The organism is Pseudoalteromonas sp. ESRF-bin5 (assembly GCF_002632075.1).
Classification (GTDB): Bacteria; Pseudomonadota; Gammaproteobacteria; order Enterobacterales; family Alteromonadaceae; genus Pseudoalteromonas; species Pseudoalteromonas marina.
This window is the reverse complement of record NZ_NTLW01000289.1, coordinates 1-18,898: the sequence shown is the minus strand read 5'-3', so window position 1 is coordinate 18,898 and position 18,898 is coordinate 1. Positions and strand designations below refer to the sequence as shown.

Sequence of the window (18,898 nt, the reverse complement as noted above, 5' to 3'; positions counted from 1 at the left end):
ACAGGCGCAAATAGTAGATAGGCGGGTGTTGGTGTTTTTGTTTGGACTAATTGAATGATTTTAGTGCTGATAGGTAAATATTTGATAGCTGGATTTTGCAAAGATGTTTTTCGATCTGGGTTTGAATATACATTAAAGCCAACCGCCTTTTGGTTACTTTCTAAAGGAGCTATATATTTAACAACCACTAGAGGGTCATCATCTTCGAGAGGATCACCAACAATGTTTATATTTTGCCGATAAATTGTTGACATTGTATTACTGAGTGTTTGGCGCTGCGCTTGTGTTATTTGTACATTCCAAGACAATGCTTTAATAAATGAATGCTTTTCAAGTAGTTTATTTGCTGAAGCGTAAAAGTCTTGCTCATTAAACTCAGGTGATGATTGTACTTGGCTTGCTAAGCTTTGCACGGCGATAATACTTTGATTTATATACCTGTATAAACTGTTTTCAATAACTTCAACTTCTCGCTCTGCAATTTTAATTGTATTTTTGCTGTTTTCGCGTTCGTAAATTTGTGCTGTAAGCGCCACAGATATAAATAAAATAGAGCAAACTGCAATGGTTTCAAAGGCTAAGACTTTGCGTTGTCCAGGTGCTTTGGGCAGTAGCGACAATAAAAAAGGTGAGGCAATAAGTACCCCTAATATATCTCCTAACCACCAATAAATAACATGAAGCCAATGGTCCTCAATACTATAAAGTGGGTTAAAGTTACTTAACGCAAATACACCAATATTTGATGATAGTAAGCTTACTAAAACAGCAACTACAGCAATAAAATAAGCAATGTATTTTCGTTTACGAAAATAAAGCGGATTTCCCAACCAATACCTTAATATTGCGGCACCGACCATAGCTTGGATAATAACGCCAAGGGCAATGTAAATGGCCTGAGTAAACGTATTGCCGACCAGCATTATTTCATGAGCTGAGTTATCGAATATATTTAAGTTAAATGCAATTGCTGCTGCAAATAAAGGCGGTATAAAACGCCACCACCATATATAACAACCAACTAAAGCAATACCTGCCGGTAACCAGATAGGGACTATTTGCGAGTTAAATGCAAACGCAGTAAGTCCAACGCCCAGTAAGTAATAAGCGAGGGCGAATAATATGTAGAAAATAATTGATTGAGAGGTTGAGGCGAATATTTTCACATAATATCCATATATCTATGTTTCTGTTTAAGAAATATCAGTATAGCTAACAACTTTGTATTTGCCGTACTTTTATAGCGGAAGCTGCTTTTTAGTGAACGACTGCTTAAGTACCACCGTTGACTCTATATTCGCTATGCAGCTCAAACTACCTAACCGATGTTTAACAAATTGTTCATAGCTTTCAAGATCGTTAGCAATAATTTTTAGTAAATAATCATAGCTACCTGATATTACACTGCACTCTAATACATGAGGTAGCTTTTCTACCGACTGTTCAAATAAGTCTGCCGCGCTAACAGAATTTTGATTTAGCCTAATAAAAGCATATACCAATACGTTCAGTTCAAGTTTTTTAGGATTAATTGACGCGTGGTAGCCCGTAATAACATGCTCTTTTTCAAGTTTTTTGATTCGCCTTAAGCAAGGCGTATCAGACAAGCTAATCGTATTTGCTAAATCTGAAACCGATATTCTGGCATTTTCTTGTAGTGCTGTGAGTATTTGCTGATCTTTTTTATCTAACATTTATTGTTATCTATTTTTAAATTTTTAGTGATTATCACTAATTATAGACACTTTCACTTTGTTTTTTGATGATTTACGCTCACGTTACTCTGTTAGCATTTAAATATAAAAATAATAGAGCAAAATAATGAATACACATACGGCCACATTTGATGATTGGATACGCACTGAGTTTGTAGAGATAAATACTGAATTAGAGCTGCTTTATTGGCAGCAATTCGATAAAGCAAATGTTGAAGGTGTTGGTGAGAAATTAAAGCAACAATTAAAAAGGCAAGGCAATGTATTAATTTCACACTTGTTAGCAGAAGGAAATACCGATCAAGGGTTTGATCGTGCATTTGATTTATTAGGCAATGTTGGATTATTCATGGCTGCATGTCGCCGCCATGAAATAACTGAGCCCAGTAGAGAAACTACTTCACCTTTGGTAGAGGCATCGGCATTGGCAATGCATATTGGTGCGTCGATTGGTGTAACACCGCGGTTTGCTACCGCGCATTTAACCACCCACAATAAAGCTGTTAATGGCACCTATAAGCGCTTTACTAATTTACCTGATGAAAAACTTTTTTTAGATTATAACACTCAAGGTATTTTAGCCTACAAGCGAGCAAGTGATGCTTTATTAAAGATAGTACCACTGGGTATTTCGCACCCTTTGTGTGGTGAATTATTAAAGGCTGCAAAGTACGCGCTCATTGATGTAATTGAATCTAATAATGCACTTTACACACAATTAGATACAGATCGTTTTTTTAACTGCGTTCGCCCTTACTACAAACCATACCGTGTTGGTAAAGAGATTTATCGAGGTGCAAACGCAGGCGATTTTGCCGGAATTAACGTAATTGATATGTTGCTTGGTCTTTGTAGTGCAAATGAGCCAAGCTACTCACAAATGCTGGTGGATAAGTTTTTGTATATGATGCCAGAAGATCAGCAAATATTAAGAGAGTCAATGCGAATACAAAGCTTTATGGACGATTTTTTACAGGCGCAGCAATATAAAAATAGCAACTGGTTTAAATCACATGGAAAGCTATTTATGCAAGTATGTAAGTTACATGGTGACACAGCAATCGGACATCATAACCAATTAGTAGAAAAATTTATTGCGCAACCGTCAAAGCAAATGCACGAGCAACATTTAAGTAAAGTAACGGCAAGTGGACCGCCACTTCATGTATTACTCGATTCGTTAGAAAAGTTGAGGGATAGACGCGCAGCGGCAAAAAGGGACGATATAAAAACGCGGTTTGATGATCTCAATTCATTAAAAGAGTGGGTGAAGTAATATGCTTAAAAATGATTTTTGTATATCTGAAGGTTGCTACTTTTTAAGCCACTCCGTCGGCAGGCCACTAAAAAGTTCTCAACAGTACTTTACAGAGCACTATCTATCACCATGGCAAGATTCAAATAAAGAGCCATGGCAACAATGGTTACCTCAAATAGATGCGTTTACTTCTGCACTAGGTAAGTTATTTAATTCGCCAAGTTCACAATTTTGCCCGCAAGTTAACTTATCAAGCGGTTTAACTAAGTTAGTTATGTCGCACCCTCAATTACAACAAGCACGCTGCAAAGTGCTTATGGCACAAAGCGACTTTCCAAGTATGGGGTTTGTAATGCAAAAGGCGTTACCGCGTTGTGCAGAAATAACGTTTATTCCTGAAGAAGAAGACCTAAGCGATGTAGCTGTATGGGAGCGTTATTTAACATCCGATATAGATATGGTGTTTGTAAGCCATGTTTATTCAAATACGGGGGTTCAAGCACCGATAAGCGATATTGTATTACGCAGTAAGATGACTAAGAGCCTTTCAATAATAGATGTGGCGCAATCTGCTGGAGTGTTGCCTATTGATTTAACAACGCTTGATGCCGATTTCATGATTGGCTCAAGCGTTAAATGGTTGTGCGGCGGGCCAGGTGCAGCCTATTTATGGGTTAATCAAAACCAGCTGGAGCAGTGTAAGCCAAAAGATGTGGGGTGGTTTTCTCATGAAGATCCCTTTGAGTTTAATATTAACCATTTTAGTTATCATCACAGCGCGCTGAGATTTTGGGGAGGCACCCCTTCTATAGCCCCGTACGTGATTGCTGTGAATAGTATAAATTACTTTGCAGATCTAACAGTTAGAAAGGTAAGAGAGCATAATCTCGCGATGATTTCGAATATTCATCAGCATTTAAGTGAATTTGTTGTATCACCAATACAAAGCAATCAATGTAGTGGTACCGTTATTTTGTTTTTTAAGAATAAACAGCAGCAAATATTAGCAGCGCTGGGTAAAGCAAACATGAGTGTTGACGAGCGCAAACACGGAATACGAGTCTCACCGCATATTTACACAACGAAAAAAGATGTAAACGCGCTTATCAATACCATAAAGCAAGCGCTTAAGGAATTTGACTAAGCAACTGCTTTCGTTGACGTAAAGCATCTATTTGTTGTTGTGTACGCGTAACCTTTGATTCATATGCGCTGGTAATTGGCGCTGTTTTTTTAGCAATGGCGTCAGCAATAGAAGAGGCGCCTAACCGGTTAGCCTGATCTTGTGTAACATAGCTGGCTTGCTTTACTTGCTCTTGGTAGGTTTTTTCTGTTTGTTTAAGTGTTAATAGTAGCTTGCTTATTTCACGTTCTATTTGCTGAACTTCTAAAAAATTGTCTACAGAACTATCTATTACATTATTTGCTTGAGTGGGGCTTTTATAGGCTTCAATTATATTGATTTCTTTTAGTGTGATCTGTTCGGCATCTTTTGAGCAAGGTGTTTGGCTAAAGGTAGGAACACCTTTAATTACACACTTGTATACCGTTGTATTTTGCGAAAAAGAAAAAAAAGGTAGCGCTGTGCATGTAATTAACAATATGAACCTGTTCATAGCAAACCTAAAGTGGCTATCGTTTTAGTAATAATGCACTAAGTCATAGCGGGTTACAATTTGTTTAATTTTTATAAATTTTAGGCACAAAAAACCACAGTTAAGTGGTTTATATCTAGCATATAGTGGAGAAAGGGGAATAGACTTGCTTTCATCCATGTAATCAATCGCTGTGCGACGCTTGCAGCGGCCCAAAATGTTCCAGACATTTTGTCGAACCCTGTCGAGGGTCTCACCGTCCAATTTAGTATTAGTGTTAAAATTTAGGCACAAAAAAACCACAATTAAGTGGTTTATATATAGTATATGGTGGAGAGGGAGGGATTCGAACCCTCGATAGAGCTACAAACTCTATACTCCCTTAGCAGGGGAGCTCCTTCGGCCACTCGGACACCTCTCCAACGCATAACCGGTTGTATTGATGATATAAAAAACCACCAACTAAAATATGGTGGAGAGATAGGGATTTGAACCCTAGATAGGCTACAAACCTATGCCGGTTTTCAAGACCGGTGCATTCGACCACTCTGCCATCTCTCCGTGACGCAGAATAATACTTAGGTGATGGGGGTGTGTAAATAGCAAAATGTCTGTTTGCCTAAAAAATAGACGTAAATACGTGTTTTTTTACAAATTAGGGGAAATTAAGGCAATTATTAATAAAATAAAGAGGTTGCAGCAAACTGTGGGAGCTAAAAAAGAGACTTTTTAGTGGTTGGGTGTTTGCTGCACCGAATAAATAACCATGGTTGGGTGATTATTTATATTGCGCTGCGCCGCCAAGTGCTAATTTTTTACCAAGGGTATTAAGCCTAGCTAGCATTTTTGCTTTTCGGTTGGTTGGTTTAACTGCAATTTGTGTGTTTGCTGTTTGGTTTAATGTATTTATAGGGTTCATCACTTGGCTCCGGTTTAGGTCTGTTGAAAACATGCGCATTTTGCATGCAAAGTGTACAAAGATAAAACGATAAAAATTACCTGTGAGGCATTAGTTATTTTTATCTGAAGTAGTGGTTGTTAATCAAATGTTTAATTGTGTTTTTTCTGTTTTTAATTTTTATTTTACTCGGTTGTTTTTTAGTTTGTTGTTTTAAAAGTGTTTTTACTGGTTTTGTTTTTTATTTATGCATATTCGATTGTTTTAAATGGGTAATTATTCAGATTATTTTATTTTGGTTTTTAATTGTTATTTTTGTGGTTTTTTTATAGCAGCTAGTGGTTATGCTTAGTGCATTAAAAATCGTCGTTAATTTGATATTTAAAATAGTAATTGACTTAAAAATACGGTTTTTTAATAGAGTGCTTCTCTAATAAATAAAAAGCGCCTGCTATGAGGCAGGCGCTTTAGTGTTAGTTACGTTTAAACGTGTCTAACTGGGGATGGAGCCTCTCAGCTTTTTGCTAAGGGCATAAATTTTGAAGCAAATTGCTTGCTGAATATTTTAGTCTTGCTTAGCCACTAAAAATTGGATGATTAAATCTTTAGTGTTATCAAAAACCGGGGGGCATATGAGTTAAATTTATGCTCATAAAAACGCTGCTTTTATCTTTATTGTTTATAACGATAAATAACGAACGCAGTCTATGTTTGTATAAAGCCATAGAGTTGTTTACTTAGGCAAGTACTAACTAGACCAATGGCCCTTATTCTGAGCCGAACAACATAAACGAGAAAAAAGAGATAGAACAGATACAAAAAAGCAGCATTCAATAAAATAAAATGCTGCTGAAGGGATGTTAAATATAGTGAGTTAATTGCGGGTTATTTAACGTGTTTAAAGGTAAATAATTGATAACCTTCTAGCTCAGGAACTAACGTTACTAGCTGCTCTTCTTGTTTTGCAATTTCAGCAAAATTACCGCATAACGAATTAGCTCGTTGCTCTAAGTTGTTCGCGTGTAACTCTACTTTCTCTTCAATTTGTGCGCCCATATTTTCCATGCGTTCTTCGAATGCATCCATATCGCCGCCAGAACCTAATAACTCCGATCCAAGCGCGACCAGGATACTACCCATAGATTGCATGACTGCTGATTCAACGGCTGTTTCTATTTGTTTTTCAAACTGATGCTCAAAGTTTTCACCAAATTGGTTAAAACTTTGCTGGCCCATAACAAAGGTGCCTTCTTGATAAAACGTGTTTTCTACTTCTACGCGTATATCGTCCATTAACGATGACATATCGTCTAAGCCATTAATGTTAAAAGCATTACCGACTTCTTCTAAAGCAACACCGGCGATTTTTACGCCGTCTAATGCAATATTAGCGACTTCGGGTAGCTGTATACGTAAGCTATCAGAGTATTGAGTAAGAGCTTGGCGTTGTGAGTTATTAAGCGCTACAAACTCACCGTTTACCATTAAATCGCCATTGCTGTTGAATTGCATAGCTTGGTTTTTTGCTGTAAAAATTTCTAGTTCGTTTGGCTTGATGCGAACATCATTTTTAAACTCTACGTCGCATTGATCGTTGCTAAATGAAATTGTTGAATCATTATCGTTGTGTGCCATAGCAACAGGTGTACAGATTAACGCGCTAACTAATAGTAATTTTTTCATGTGATGACTCTATTTTTTGTTGATAACAAATAACTAATAACAAGTTTGGTGCCACTATTTTTTTATCAACAAAAGCAATGGCTTGTGTTTTTTGCTGGGTTTAAAGGTCTGTTTTGTTTTTATTATTAGACTATATTTTAGTGAAATTCACCAACGAATATAAATTTATAAAAAAATTTTATCGATACGATAAAAAACTCTCACTTTCCACAATTGCAATTTAGCGCTATTTATTCACATTAATGACATGAAGGCTATTTACTATGGCTTTGTGGCTTTACTTTGATGCTAATTTGCACAGCATATTGGTGTTAAATTTTTTAATTTACCAATTACATTAATTAAAGCGTAATTGGTCTCAAACACTTTATGGAGTGGGTTGTGGGTAAGACATTTAGTTACGATGCGCTAGATGATGATTTTGTTGAAGACGAATACGAAATGGTCGGTCGAAATCAACATGATAAAAACAAGCAAAAGGTTAAGAAAAAGTTGGAAGACTACCTTGAGCAAAAACGCTTGCGCAAAAATCTAGGCGAAGATGACTTAAGCGATTACATTGATTAAATTGCACTAGTATAAATACAATACCAATTAATAACGGCAGCTAAGTGCACAGACAAGTACGCTTAAGCAGTTGTTACATTGGTAATAAAGAGGCTAATAGCCTCTTTATTACTTTTTACTGTGTGCTTTTAGCCTTACTTAATGCTTTTTGTATAGTGAGCTCTATCTTTTCTGGCTTAGTAAAAGGGGCATAGCGCTTAATTGGTGTGCCATCGGCTGCAATCAAAAACTTAGTGAAATTCCATTTTATTTTTCGAGTTAAAAACCCCGGTAAAGCTGATTTTAAAAAGCGAAATACAGGGTGTGCATTTTTTCCATTCACATCAACTTTGTCTGTTATTAAAAAACTGACTCCGTAATTTATTAAGCACCCTTGCTCTATTTGCGACGCATCTCCAGGTTCTTGTTGGCCAAATTGATTGCACGGAAAGCCTATAATCACAAGTCCTTGACTGGCGTACTTTTCATGAAGCGCTTGTAAAGATGCGTACTGGTAGGTAAATCCGCATTTACTTGCAGTATTAACAATGAGTACAACTTTTCCCTCAAAGTCATCAAAGTTAATAGGTTGGCCTTGTAGACTTGTTGCGCTTAATTGATGAAACTTTTGCATGGTGGCTTCTTATTATTGTTGTTAGGCATATTTTAACGCGGTAAAGGTTTTACATAAAGTATAAAGTTTATTCGTGGAGCGAGGTATGTGACCTAACGGCCTTGGTATAGTTTGAGCTAAATTTTGCGTATTGATTATACCTAATTCCACATCCTTGTAGGTGAAAAATAATAAACAATCCTCAGGCTGCTAAAACTTAACTTTAGAGGGTAATAAGCCCTAATTTAAAATTAGAAACAAACCCATACCGGCAAGTGTTGTGTAATAAATGTTGTGTGTTTTATAAGCTACAATAATGGCTACAATAGCGGCACTTAAGTAAGGGTTTTGCCAATGCAGGTTTATGCCTTCGTCACCCAAAAATACAATAGGAACCCAAATAGCGGTAAGCACGGCCGGTGCACTAAAGCTTAAAAATTGCTGCATTTTAGGGCCCACTTTAAAAGGCAATGCACGGTGTAAAAATAAATAACGCGTAAAAAACGTAATGCAGGCCATGAGTAAAATAGTGGTCATCATGTTTTAGTGTCCTTTTTCGCTGTTAGCCTTGCCGTTGTATAGCCTGCACTCATTGCTAATAATGCGGAGCACACTAGCCATAATTCAAACCCTGTGCTTTTTAACCACGTAGCAGTAATACCTGCCACAATAACAGTCACTAAAGAGGCGGTATTTTTAATACCTGGAATAACCAAGGCGATAAAAGTAGCTGCAATTGCAAAGTCGAGCCCTAAGTTAGTTAAATCAGGAAGCATAGATCCTGCAACAATGCCTATTAATGTCCATATATTCCATGCGATGTAAAAACTAAAGCCTGCACTAAGCGCATAAACTAAACGCACTTTTGTGCGATAAGCTTTGCGGTGATGAGAAAACGCAAATAATTCATCGGTTAATACAAAGCTAACAGGTAGGCGCCATCGCATTGGTTGATCTATGACTTTATGTCTAACAGCAAGTCCATATAAAAAATGCCGAGAGCTAATTATAAACGTAGTGAATAATATGGTAAGTAAGGGGGTGTTACCCGCCATAAGTTCAATAGCGACAAGTTGAGCTGAACCTGCAAAAACCAGTAACGACATGGCTTGTGTTTCAAGAGCTGTAAATCCATTTTGAATAGCTAAAGAGCCGCAGAGTATTCCCCATGGAATAACGGCTAAGCAAAGCGGAAGCATATCTAAAAAGCCTTTTATTATCGCTTTTTTAACTGGTTGCATAGCATTTACCTTGCTGGCTTGTAGAATGGCAGATAATGACACCTTATTATGAGGTTGATTAACATTTTAATAATACTGTTTTTTAGAGGGTAAACACAATGACGACGATAAAAGTATGGGATGGGTTTATACGGTGTTTTCATTGGCTGTTAGTCATTAGTATTGCCGTTTTATATTTTAGTGTAGAGGAAGGCATGATTGAGCTGCATTTTGTTGCTGGGTTCTTTACTTTAGCGCTCATTGTTACGCGAATAGTATGGGGGATTGTTGGTAGCCGAACAGCAAAATTAAGTGGCTTGTTTCACTCACCTAAGGCTGTGTTACAGGGGCTTAAAAAACCGATTGACACCATTGGGCACTCTGCTCCTGGTAGCTATATGGTTCTTGCTTTTTTTACGCTTATATCAACGCAATTAGTTACCGGGTTGATGAGTAGCGACGGTATTTTAACTGACGGCCCGCTTGTTGAATATGTATCGAGTGATACGGTCGATTTTGCTAATTGGCTGCATCACCTCAATTTTGACATATTACTGTATGCAATAGGCTTGCATATAGCGGCAATTGTTGTGTACAAAATTAAAGGTAAGCCTTTAGTAAAAGCAATGATTACTGGAGAAAAAGCATCAAAATCAAACGGTGTAAAAAGCTCCGTAACTAAGTCGCCTTGGCTCGCGTGGGCTATATTTGCAGGCTTACTAATTGTACTCGCATTTACTTGGGGGCAAGAGCCTTTACAGTACTTATTTGGATAAATTCGCTTTAAAGTGGTCCTTAATTACTGGTTGTAAATCTCGGTTACATTCTTTTGTTTGATTGTTAGGGGGTGGGTATTTATAATTAACCCTTCCTTGGCAAGTTAGTGGTTTGCAGTATTACTTGTTATTGGTGCTTGTTGTTTATTCATAGTGAATAAACTATGTCACTCTTAAGGTGTAGCCGTGTTTATGCATACGTCGTTGGCCTGCGGGGAATGGTCAACAATTGGTTGCTTAAATCATCACACTCAATTATTTATTGGTGATGTGGTGAAAGTAACTTTTTATGACATGCAAGGAGAGCTAATTAGCTTATCGTTTGATTTTAAAATTACTTCATTTGAACAAGGGGAGCCTCACGCTTGGCCGCGTTTGATAGCAGAATACATTAATGTTCACATTCCTTTGGTTAGTGCAGGAAAAATGACTGAACACGGTTTAGTAGTCGCTTATCGGAATAATAAAATCTTTGCATTGCAAAGTAGCGGTATATGCAAAGCGCATATTGATTTTCATTGTATTGCAAAATGCGACGATCATGACGTGAGTACTCAAAGCTTGTATGAGTATGTTTACCCTGAGCATAGTGAACGCTATAACGCAGGTACTAAGGTGTTACAGCCTAAAGATGGTTGCATATATCAATGTAGGCCTTGGCCTTTTAACGAGTTTTGTCGAAAAGCAAAGGATACACATTCAATATTTGAACCAGGGATAGGTAAAAGTTGGGCTATGGCTTGGCTGCAATTATAAATTAGTTAATTACATGTTTCTTCCCATAGGTATTACAGGTTTAGGAATAAATCGGTTGCCTTTAAGCCCACTCAACTATTGAGTGGGCTTTTTTATTTTTATGATAAACTGCGAGCATTATTACTTCTTTAATTTGGTTTATTTGTGCCTAGTTCAGACTACTCTTTACGCTTGTTGCCTCATTTCCCTGTTGCTGAAAAGCAGCCCCACACATTAACTACACATAATAAAAAAAGAACCGACCATTACTATTGGATGCGTGATGATGAGCGAAAAAATGAAAAAGTACTCGCACATTTACAAGCAGAAAATAACTATTGCGATGAGCAATTAGCATGTATTAAACCCTTGCAAAATACCTTATTCGAAGAGTTAAAAGCGCGTATTGTAAAAGACGACAATTCCGTGCCCGTCAAAGATGGAAAATACTGGTATCACTCTGAAGTGCGCGGTGACGATGAATATGCGCGTCATTATCGTAGCACAAGTATTAAAGCTGAAAATAAAGCCCTTTTGCTAGATGTAAACGAACTTGCACAAGATTTTGAATTTTTTGACCTTGGGGAAGTTGCATTAAGCCCTAATGAGCAGCTTATGGCATATTCACAAGATACTGAGGGTCGCCGTATTTATAACGTTCGTTTTAAAAATATATCAACAGGTGAAATGCTCACTGATGAGCTTGAAAATACAGAAGGGCAAGTTGTTTGGGCAAACGACAATAAAACCGTTTTTTATGTTAAAAAAGATCTGCAAACTTTATTAGGGTACCAAGTATTTAGGCATGAGCTGGGAAGTGCGCAAAGCCAAGATGTGTTGGTGTATGAAGAGCAAGACAGCAGCTTTTTTATGGGACTGGGTAAAAGCCGAGATGAAGCGCTAATTATAATTGATTTGGCGTCTACTGAGTCTAACGACACATGGGTGCTTGATGCCAATAATCCGCAAGGTCAATTTAGCGCACTCATGCAAAGAGAAGAGGGCCATGAGTTTGATGTCGATAAGTTAGGTGACACATTTTATATTGTCACCAACTGGCAAGCTAAAAACTTTAGATTGATGACTGCAACCGAGCAGACCATTGCAGATAAAACTCAGTGGCAAGAGCATACAGCCCACAGGGAACATGTATTACTTGAAGGCGTTGAGCTTTTTAATGATTTTTTAGTCCTCAGCGAACGAGAGCAAGGACAAGCACGTTTTGTTGTAGTAAATAAAGAAGGCAAGCGTATGGCGCTTGAGTTCGACGATCCTTGCTATTACGCTGCTGTTGCAATGAACCCAGAGCCCAATGTTAAAACGGCGCGCATTTATTACTCAAGCTTAACCACTCCTGGTTCTTTGTACGACGTTGACCTTATAACGGGTGAAAAAACATTGCTTAAACAGCAAAAGGTATTAGGTGACTTTAAAGCCACAGATTATAAGTCTGAGCGGCTGATGATTACTTCGCGTGATGGCGTCAAAATACCTGCATCTGTTGTATACCGAAAAGATAGTTTTAAAAGAGATGGCACCAACCCATTGTTTCAATATGGGTATGGGGCTTATGGTTACACCATTGATCCGAGCTTCTCTAGCACGTCGCTCAGCTTACTTGACCGTGGTTTTGTTTATGTCATTGCACATGTGCGTGGTTCCGAAATGCTAGGCCGCAATTGGTATGAGCAAGGTAAAAAAACACATAAACAAAATAGTTTTAGTGATTTTATCGACGTAACAAAAGCGCTGGTTGAACAAAAATACTGTGATAGCAGCAAAGTATTTGCATCCGGTGGTAGTGCGGGTGGCTTGCTTATGGGGGCGGTGCTGAATCAAGCTCCACAGTTATATTGTGGTGTAGGGTGTCATGTGCCATTTTTAGATGTACTCACCACTATGTTGGACGAGAGTATTCCACTGACCACCAATGAGTACGATGAATGGGGAAACCCAAACGATCCACAGTTTTATAATGTAATAGATGCGTATTCGCCTTATGACAATATAAGCGCACAAAATTATCCTAATATATTAGTCACTACCGGCCTACATGACTCGCAAGTGCAGTACTGGGAGCCCATGAAGTGGGTTGCTAAAATGCGAGAATACAAAACAGATAATAATATATTGGTATTTAAAACCGATATGGACGCAGGTCACGGCGGCGCATCTGGACGCTTTAAAAGCTTGGAAGAAAAAGCACTTGAAATGGCATTTTTTATTGCGTTGGTTGAATGATACATTTGTTAAATAAACAAAAAAGCCTCAGTGGTAGCTGAGGCTTTCAAAATCAGAATAACGTTTAGCTTAATCCAAATAAGCTTTTAGCATCCAAACTAGTTTTTCTTGTTCAGAGATGTAGTCTCCCATTAATGATGCTGTACCTTCATCGCCTGCATCACCTGCTTGGTTTAAAATCTCACGTTGCTTTTTAATTAATGTACTGTAGCCCGCTAATATATTTTCTACGGCAGTAACACCATCACTTATGCCTTTTGCTTCTTTTATTTCACTTACTTCAAGGTAATCTGAAAATGCATGTAACGGCGCGCCATCGAGCGTTAAAATACGCTCTGCAATCTCGTCTACTTTCAAAAGTAACAGGTTATAAATTTCTTCAAACTTAACGTGTAATTCAAAAAAGTTACGGCCTTTGATGTTCCAGTGAAAACCACGAGCATTCATATACTGTATTTGGTAGCTACTCAGTAGAGTATTAAGTGATTTTACAATGTCGTCGCTTTTTGCGCTGTTTAAACCAATTGCATTTACTTGTGACATAACTTGCTCCTTAAGAACCGTTTGTTTGTTAACTTGAGTAAAGTATTACTTTTTTAGTTAGATTAGTAAAATTGTTTATATCTATAGAATTAATAGTTAAAACCTATTAAATGACTGGTACATAAGTTTTGTTCGCTATATAGACATGGGGTCTAATTATTAAAATTCACCTCATTTTTTAAGTGGTTTGTTGGGTAAAATATGATCTAAAACAAGCCTAGAAGGTGTTATTAAATTTGTTAATTTATTTTTTGATTTAGGTCAAAAATCACTCTTTTTGAAAGCGCATAATAATGGCGTTGAATTAATTAGGAGAGTGAACATGTATGCAAAAACAGGCAAACAAAATAAAGCAGAGTTAATTGTGGTATGTATTGCGCTGGTGGCATTTGTGCTTGGTTTAGTAGCTCATCTAGCGGGTGCAAGTATCGCTAACTCAGACGTGTTTGGTTATATAGCTGCGCCAATTCCGTTGGTGCTCGGGGTTATTGTTTTACTAAGTTATAAAATAGCTGAGGCAGCAGAAGATTAACTGCCTTCGCCTAAACACTTTAAAATATAATCGACCACTTCACGTGAGTAAATCATACTGGTATGGCTTAAGTGAAACACTTTGTGTTCTGCCATACCTTTTAGTTTAGTTTCATCAAGAAGAACCGTGCCGTCTGACTTGCTACCCTTTACAATAAGAGGCATTAAGCCGATTGGTAGGTCGCCAGCAATACTATAAAGCTTTGCTTTAAATGGCCAGTTACCATTTTGTGTGAGTAAAAACTCAACGCTATTTTTTAAAAAAGCTTCAAACCCTTTTTGTTTCATTTTTTGTGCAATGTGACTGCCTTGATGCGGAGTACCAAGCGTCACTACTTTTGTAACGAATTGGCTCGCGCTTGAGTTAGCTTCTAAGTAAGCTCTAGCTACTAACCCACCCATAGAGTGGCATACTAAGGCTGTGGGTTCGTTACCAATAAACTCATCTATTTGTGTAAAAATAGCATCACGATTTGGGTCAAGAGTATTGTATGTAAGGTTTAACACGTTAACGCCTGAGCTCTCTAACCTAGAGCAAAGGGGGCGCATAACAAAGCCAGACATATACAAGCCATGTAAAACAATAACGTGTTTAACTTTCATATAACCCCTCAAGCAACTGCAATTACATTAATTGCTGTGGTTTTATCTCAATATTCGTATTATCAGTGTTAACCCATACCTCACCATCTTGAATGGTAACTGTAAGCTGTATGTTGCGATCAACTAGCTCAGCAAGTGCCTGTGTTGCTGCATAGTCTAAACTAAAAATACTTAAATTTTTAAATTCGTACAATTTTGGTTGGTGTTTTTGCCACCATATAGCCTGGTTGTTTTCACCGTAGGTATAAAGGATAACTTTTTTAGATTTATTGCAGGCTTTTTTAAGGCGCTTTTCGTCAGGTAAGCCTAGCTCAATCCAAAGCTCTATTTCTTCACTGTAATTTACGTGCCACAGCTCTGGCTCGTCATCAGCACTTAGCCCTTTGGTAAACTCTAAACCATCACAATAGTTAAGTGCAAACGCGAGCAGGCGAATCATTAACCGCTGGTCAGTTTCCGATGGATGCTGAGCCAGAGTTAAACTTGTATCTTGATAAACATGGCGATCCATATCGCTAAGCGATAATTGTGCCTTCATAATGGTTGATTTAAGAGCCATAACAACTAATCTAAAAATATTTTCGCCAGTATAGCGCAATTAAATGAATTGCCAGTTAAAATAGCGCTTAAATATACGTTAGGAGTTAAAAATGGCTATCCAGTGGTTCCCTGGGCACATGAATAAAGCCCGAAATGAAATTAAAGAAATAATGCCACAAATGGATGTGATCATTGAAGTGCTTGACGCACGCATTCCTTATAGTAGCGAAAATCCAATGGTGACAACCCTTCGTGAAGGCAAACCGGTCATCAAAATTTTAAATAAGGCTGATTTAGCTGATCCTAAAATGACTCAAGTATGGAAAGACTACTTTGAGCAAGAAAGTGGTGTTAAAGCCATTGCGTTTGGTCATGATAAAGCCGCTGAAGTACACCGTATTAATGAGCTTTGTAAAAAGTTAGTGCCGCATAAAGTGGGTGCCGATAAGCAAATAAAAGCTATGATCATGGGTATTCCAAACGTGGGTAAATCTACATTAATTAATGTATTAGCTGGTCGTATAGTGGCAAAAACGGGTAATGAACCTGCGGTTACCAAGGCGCAGCAGCGCATTAAGCTTGAAGACGGCATTATGCTATACGATACGCCAGGCATGCTTTGGCCAAAAGTAGAGAACGAGAATTCAGGTTATCGTTTAGGTGCAACGGGTGCAATACGCGACACTGCACTTGAGTACGAAGAAGTTGCTAGTTACACCGCTGAATATCTACTGCATGCTTATCCTGAACTACTAAAAGCGCGCTATAAGTTAAACGAATTGCCAGAAAGCGATTGGGAATTTGTGGAAATGGCGGGTAAAAAGCGTGGTTGTATTCGTGGTGGTAATCAAATAGACACGTATAAAATGTCTGAAATACTCATTAACGAACTTCGAGATGGCATTATTGGTCGCATTACCATGGAAACACCAGCCATGCGTGAAGAAGAAGAAATAATGGTTGCCGGATTACGCGCCGCTGCAGAAGCTAAAAAAGCTGCTAAAGAAGAAGAGAAAAAACAGCGCCGTGCACGCGCACGAAAAAACCGCCGTTAAATTGTGAGCTTATGTGAGTATGTTGCTCACTAAATTTCAGACATAAAAAAAGCCCGTAAGGGCTTTTTTAGTTTCATATCTACCGTCACCGATATGAGCAATGTAGCAAGTAAAATAGTAGGGCGGTTACTTATCATCAACATCAAGGGGCGTTGCGGTTGATAACAAGTAACCATAGCTGTTAACGTGCGCCACACGTTGTTTCAGGGTCGAGAAACAAGTTATTCATTCCGTTACAAAGCTGTATGTTCTGCCTTGTTGATAGTGATTATCAATTAGATCTAAGTATCTGTCAACACTCAAATGCAAATAATTATCATTATCTTGATGCGCGTTTTTTATTCTCTTTTAAATCGGTATGTTAGCGTTAAATAACTACTCTTTTTTATTTTCACTTAAGCGTAAATTTATTTTATCAACTAGCACTTCATCGAGCTTATTAAACCTGCTAACAATAAGTAAAAAATCACTTCCATCTGTTTTTATTACTTTAATAGTGGTGTTATCTAGTTCAGTTTTACCGTATGAGGTTTCTATTTTATCAATGTCATTAAAGTGACTAAGGTCTGACTCAAGCTTTCCAGCATCGTTTTTATAGTAGCTAAAAATATAATTATCAGTTATTCCGTTTCCATCGTCTCGATAGTCAAACATGGCATCACTATAAAAATAGAGAACGTCTTCATTTTCTGGTGTTAGGCGGTTACGTTTTAAAAAGTGAGTTTGATAAGCCCATAACTTTTCGCCTTTTATTATAGCGCTACCAGGTAAAATATTAGCTTCTTGAAGTACACCGAAGAGTAATATTGGCGCAAGCGCCAGAGACATAAAGCACTGTCTGACTCGCCAGTAAGAGTTGTAATGCAAAGCTTTTTGGTTGGTGTTTGCGTGCTCTATGTAACTCACTAATGGAAGCCATAGGAAAGGCATAACCAGCAATGCGATAGTGGCGTATTCTTCCATGCGGTAAACCAATGTGGTTGCAAGTACTAATAAAAATAAAACAGCAGCCCCCCAGCTTGGGATTATTTTACTTTTACTTGATTGCAATTCACTGTGTTGCTTCAGTGCTTGATAAAGGGGGTAATACCATAAAATGGCGAAAATACCGCGAGCAATAGGCATTATATTGGCATTGCTGTGCTGCTTTATAGCTTTAAAGTTACGGTAGCACCAATAGTTAATATAAATACCTAAGCTTAAAATGCTGTAAATAATAAACTTGCTAACCGATACAGCGTAAAATGGGTTATTTTCAAAAGTAGGGCGCTTTGCCGACTCGAGTCGCCAGTCTGCAATAAAGAAAATAAATAATAAAAGGTAACCGGCAAGTGCGTATTTAAGCCAGTTACCTCCAAGGTTATCGAGTATGTCGGCCGTTGTTTGAGGCGCCTCGGTTGTGTTTGCGTACTTTAAAATTGAGTAGTGCGTGGCTGAAATAAGTTTGTTTCGTTGCGCTAGGTAGTCGCTGATTTTATCAGCGGGAATATAGTCTTTCTTTGCGTAAAAATGATAGCTTAGCGTTAAAACATTATCATTAAAGCTAACGGATGTTTTTAAATAAAAGTAGTCGTTATCAATCTCGTCTTGGCTATTGTCAAACGCCCAGTTTTTTTCAGTAAAATGAAGTTTTATGCTGGTGTCAATTATATTGGGGTATTCAAAATAAAGTGGGTCTGTGCGATTAGTTTGCTTTGGCTCGTAAACACTGTTTTGTATTTCAGAGGCGTAAAAATCGGCTTCATATCCGTCACTGGTTTTTTCCCAAAACTGGCTAATAAGGTACGACTCGCTAGTGATAAACTGACCTGTTTGTTGGTCTTCACTTACCGCCATGGGTTTATCGATTTTGAGCTCGTCAAAAAAACCTTGGTAGTATTCAAAGTATGATTTTGCAACGCTGTCTAGCCCGTTGCGCGCTAAATTACTTCTGCGATTAATAGCCTGAAACTCGGCATAAGAATATTCGGTAGTAAATAGGACCGGTTCTTTTACTGTTTTAGGAATATAAAATTGATCGTTTACTGTTACCTTTTTATGCACAGGAGTTTGTGCCATAGGCGTTAATGTATTTTCGCCATTTTTTATAATAAGTGCATATCCGTAATCGGGCTGCGCTAAATAGGGAAGTGTACCTCGTTGATAGCTAATGGTTGGATCCAACCAATAGCGTTTGCCTTTGTACTCAAGAGTTACAATTACGTGGTTAAAAACGCTTGCTGTGGCCGGTAGTTCTATTAAGCGCTTCGTTTCTTCTGTATCTACAAGAGCAGGGTATGCCTCTATTTTCATCGCTTCTAATAATGAAATGAGTAGAGTTGTTTTATCTTTACAGTCACCATAACG

The 18,898-nt window shown here is 37.9% G+C and carries 20 protein-coding genes and 2 tRNA genes; 8 read left to right on the top strand and 14 right to left on the bottom strand.

All coding sequences use genetic code 11. The features are described 5' to 3' along the window. Together BCG07_RS17995 and BCG07_RS17990 are read right to left on the bottom strand one after the other, a co-directional pair. A partial coding sequence (locus BCG07_RS17995) for an MASE1 domain-containing protein (RefSeq protein WP_286891377.1) occupies positions 1–1,166 on the bottom strand: 1,166 nt, incomplete at its 3' end. Positions 1,167–1,238: 72 nt separating this feature from the next. Continuing rightward, positions 1,239–1,694, bottom strand: coding sequence for an Lrp/AsnC family transcriptional regulator (locus BCG07_RS17990; RefSeq protein WP_008128312.1), 456 nt, complete (start codon positions 1,692–1,694; stop codon positions 1,239–1,241). A gap of 127 nt (positions 1,695–1,821) precedes the next feature. Here BCG07_RS17990 and BCG07_RS17985 point away from each other — a divergent pair, with 127 nt between their 5' ends. Together BCG07_RS17985 and BCG07_RS17980 are read left to right on the top strand one after the other, a co-directional pair. After that, entirely contained in the window at positions 1,822–2,991 is a 1,170-nt protein-coding gene (locus BCG07_RS17985; RefSeq protein WP_286891375.1) for a PrnB family protein, read from the top strand. 1 nt (position 2,992) lies between these two features. Further along, entirely contained in the window at positions 2,993–4,117 is a 1,125-nt protein-coding gene (locus BCG07_RS17980) for an aminotransferase class V-fold PLP-dependent enzyme (RefSeq protein WP_286891374.1), read from the top strand. Here the strand turns inward: BCG07_RS17980 and BCG07_RS17975 are convergent. The 5 genes from BCG07_RS17975 to BCG07_RS17955 all read right to left on the bottom strand — a co-directional run bounded on the left by BCG07_RS17975 (position 4,101) and on the right by BCG07_RS17955 (position 7,149). Continuing rightward, positions 4,101–4,589 (bottom strand): RNA-binding protein, encoded by a 489-nt coding sequence (locus BCG07_RS17975; RefSeq protein WP_286891373.1) that lies wholly within the window; start codon positions 4,587–4,589, stop codon positions 4,101–4,103. The genes BCG07_RS17980 and BCG07_RS17975 overlap by 17 nt on opposite strands. Positions 4,590–4,896: 307 nt before the next feature. Next, positions 4,897–4,989: transfer RNA gene (locus BCG07_RS17970), tRNA-Ser, on the bottom strand. Between the two features lie 49 nt (positions 4,990–5,038). Further along, positions 5,039–5,129 (bottom strand) — tRNA-Ser (locus BCG07_RS17965). Between the two features lie 217 nt (positions 5,130–5,346). Then, the gene (locus tag BCG07_RS17960; protein WP_008128321.1) at positions 5,347–5,487 is read right to left on the bottom strand and encodes a hypothetical protein; all 141 of its coding nucleotides are present in this window, start codon (positions 5,485–5,487) and stop codon (positions 5,347–5,349) included. Between the two features lie 864 nt (positions 5,488–6,351). Further along, positions 6,352–7,149, bottom strand: a complete 798-nt coding sequence (locus BCG07_RS17955; RefSeq protein ID WP_006793837.1) for a YggN family protein — start codon at positions 7,147–7,149, stop codon at positions 6,352–6,354. Positions 7,150–7,530: 381 nt separating this feature from the next. Here BCG07_RS17955 and BCG07_RS17950 point away from each other — a divergent pair, with 381 nt between their 5' ends. Then, the gene (locus BCG07_RS17950; RefSeq protein WP_010558095.1) at positions 7,531–7,716 is read left to right on the top strand and encodes a PA3496 family putative envelope integrity protein; all 186 of its coding nucleotides are present in this window, start codon (positions 7,531–7,533) and stop codon (positions 7,714–7,716) included. Between the two features lie 115 nt (positions 7,717–7,831). Here the strand turns inward: BCG07_RS17950 and BCG07_RS17945 are convergent, their stop codons facing one another. From BCG07_RS17945 to BCG07_RS17935, 3 genes are all read right to left on the bottom strand, one after another. Beyond that, positions 7,832–8,329 (bottom strand): glutathione peroxidase, encoded by a 498-nt coding sequence (locus tag BCG07_RS17945; RefSeq protein ID WP_010558094.1) that lies wholly within the window; start codon positions 8,327–8,329, stop codon positions 7,832–7,834. Positions 8,330–8,548: 219 nt separating this feature from the next. After that, positions 8,549–8,848: an AzlD domain-containing protein gene (locus BCG07_RS17940; protein WP_006793840.1), complete on the bottom strand. Its 300-nt coding sequence runs from the start codon at positions 8,846–8,848 to the stop codon at positions 8,549–8,551. Further along, positions 8,845–9,549, bottom strand: a complete 705-nt coding sequence (locus BCG07_RS17935) for an AzlC family ABC transporter permease (protein ID WP_008128327.1) — start codon at positions 9,547–9,549, stop codon at positions 8,845–8,847. Before BCG07_RS17935 ends, BCG07_RS17940 begins: the two co-directional genes overlap by 4 nt. A gap of 98 nt (positions 9,550–9,647) precedes the next feature. On the opposite strand from BCG07_RS17935, the gene BCG07_RS17930 reads away from it, so the two are divergent. The 3 genes from BCG07_RS17930 (at position 9,648) to BCG07_RS17920 (ending at position 13,280) form a co-directional block, all read left to right on the top strand. Then, entirely contained in the window at positions 9,648–10,304 is a 657-nt protein-coding gene (locus BCG07_RS17930; protein WP_286891370.1) for a cytochrome b/b6 domain-containing protein, read from the top strand. A 192-nt stretch (positions 10,305–10,496) separates the two neighbouring features. Next, entirely contained in the window at positions 10,497–11,060 is a 564-nt protein-coding gene (locus BCG07_RS17925) for a chitin-binding protein (protein ID WP_286891369.1), read from the top strand. Positions 11,061–11,204: 144 nt separating this feature from the next. Continuing rightward, complete coding sequence (locus BCG07_RS17920; RefSeq protein WP_286891367.1) at positions 11,205–13,280, top strand: S9 family peptidase; 2,076 nt, start codon at positions 11,205–11,207, stop codon at positions 13,278–13,280. A 69-nt stretch (positions 13,281–13,349) separates the two neighbouring features. On the opposite strand, the gene BCG07_RS17915 is transcribed toward BCG07_RS17920, so the two are convergent. Beyond that, positions 13,350–13,823, bottom strand: a complete 474-nt coding sequence (locus BCG07_RS17915; RefSeq protein WP_010558088.1) for a Dps family protein — start codon at positions 13,821–13,823, stop codon at positions 13,350–13,352. Between the two features lie 322 nt (positions 13,824–14,145). Here BCG07_RS17915 and BCG07_RS17910 point away from each other — a divergent pair, with 322 nt between their 5' ends. Next, positions 14,146–14,355, top strand: coding sequence for a hypothetical protein (locus BCG07_RS17910; RefSeq protein ID WP_058552761.1), 210 nt, complete (start codon positions 14,146–14,148; stop codon positions 14,353–14,355). Here the strand turns inward: BCG07_RS17910 and BCG07_RS17905 are convergent. Beyond that, entirely contained in the window at positions 14,352–14,957 is a 606-nt protein-coding gene (locus tag BCG07_RS17905; protein ID WP_010558086.1) for a PGAP1-like alpha/beta domain-containing protein, read from the bottom strand. The genes BCG07_RS17910 and BCG07_RS17905 overlap by 4 nt on opposite strands. A gap of 22 nt (positions 14,958–14,979) precedes the next feature. Further along, positions 14,980–15,516 (bottom strand): YaeQ family protein, encoded by a 537-nt coding sequence (locus BCG07_RS17900; RefSeq protein ID WP_277053857.1) that lies wholly within the window; start codon positions 15,514–15,516, stop codon positions 14,980–14,982. A 91-nt stretch (positions 15,517–15,607) separates the two neighbouring features. Between BCG07_RS17900 and ylqF the strand changes: the two genes are divergently transcribed. After that, entirely contained in the window at positions 15,608–16,552 is a 945-nt protein-coding gene (gene ylqF / locus BCG07_RS17895) for a ribosome biogenesis GTPase YlqF (protein ID WP_010558085.1), read from the top strand. A 375-nt stretch (positions 16,553–16,927) separates the two neighbouring features. Here ylqF and BCG07_RS17890 read toward each other — a convergent pair. Continuing rightward, positions 16,928–18,898, bottom strand: a 1,971-nt coding sequence (locus BCG07_RS17890; RefSeq protein ID WP_286891365.1) for a transglutaminase-like domain-containing protein, incomplete at its 5' end; no start/stop codon positions are given.

Bases quoted from the DNA above. Each gene is read 5' to 3' on its own strand.
- BCG07_RS17990 (WP_008128312.1), bottom strand. From the start codon at position 1,694: ATGTTAGATAAAAAAGATCAGCAAATACTCACAGCACTACAAGAAAAT.
- BCG07_RS17985 (WP_286891375.1), top strand. From the start codon at position 1,822: ATGAATACACATACGGCCACATTTGATGATTGGATACGCACTGAGTTT.
- BCG07_RS17980 (WP_286891374.1), top strand. From the start codon at position 2,993: ATGCTTAAAAATGATTTTTGTATATCTGAAGGTTGCTACTTTTTAAGC.
- BCG07_RS17975 (WP_286891373.1), bottom strand. From the start codon at position 4,589: ATGAACAGGTTCATATTGTTAATTACATGCACAGCGCTACCTTTTTTT.
- BCG07_RS17960 (WP_008128321.1), bottom strand. From the start codon at position 5,487: ATGAACCCTATAAATACATTAAACCAAACAGCAAACACACAAATTGCA.
- BCG07_RS17955 (WP_006793837.1), bottom strand. From the start codon at position 7,149: ATGAAAAAATTACTATTAGTTAGCGCGTTAATCTGTACACCTGTTGCT.
- BCG07_RS17945 (WP_010558094.1), bottom strand. From the start codon at position 8,329: ATGCAAAAGTTTCATCAATTAAGCGCAACAAGTCTACAAGGCCAACCT.
- BCG07_RS17940 (WP_006793840.1), bottom strand. From the start codon at position 8,848: ATGATGACCACTATTTTACTCATGGCCTGCATTACGTTTTTTACGCGT.
- BCG07_RS17935 (WP_008128327.1), bottom strand. From the start codon at position 9,549: ATGCAACCAGTTAAAAAAGCGATAATAAAAGGCTTTTTAGATATGCTT.
- BCG07_RS17930 (WP_286891370.1), top strand. From the start codon at position 9,648: ATGACGACGATAAAAGTATGGGATGGGTTTATACGGTGTTTTCATTGG.
- BCG07_RS17925 (WP_286891369.1), top strand. From the start codon at position 10,497: ATGCATACGTCGTTGGCCTGCGGGGAATGGTCAACAATTGGTTGCTTA.
- BCG07_RS17915 (WP_010558088.1), bottom strand. From the start codon at position 13,823: ATGTCACAAGTAAATGCAATTGGTTTAAACAGCGCAAAAAGCGACGAC.
- BCG07_RS17910 (WP_058552761.1), top strand. From the start codon at position 14,146: ATGTATGCAAAAACAGGCAAACAAAATAAAGCAGAGTTAATTGTGGTA.
- BCG07_RS17905 (WP_010558086.1), bottom strand. From the start codon at position 14,957: ATGAAAGTTAAACACGTTATTGTTTTACATGGCTTGTATATGTCTGGC.
- BCG07_RS17900 (WP_277053857.1), bottom strand. From the start codon at position 15,516: ATGGCTCTTAAATCAACCATTATGAAGGCACAATTATCGCTTAGCGAT.
- ylqF (WP_010558085.1), top strand. From the start codon at position 15,608: ATGGCTATCCAGTGGTTCCCTGGGCACATGAATAAAGCCCGAAATGAA.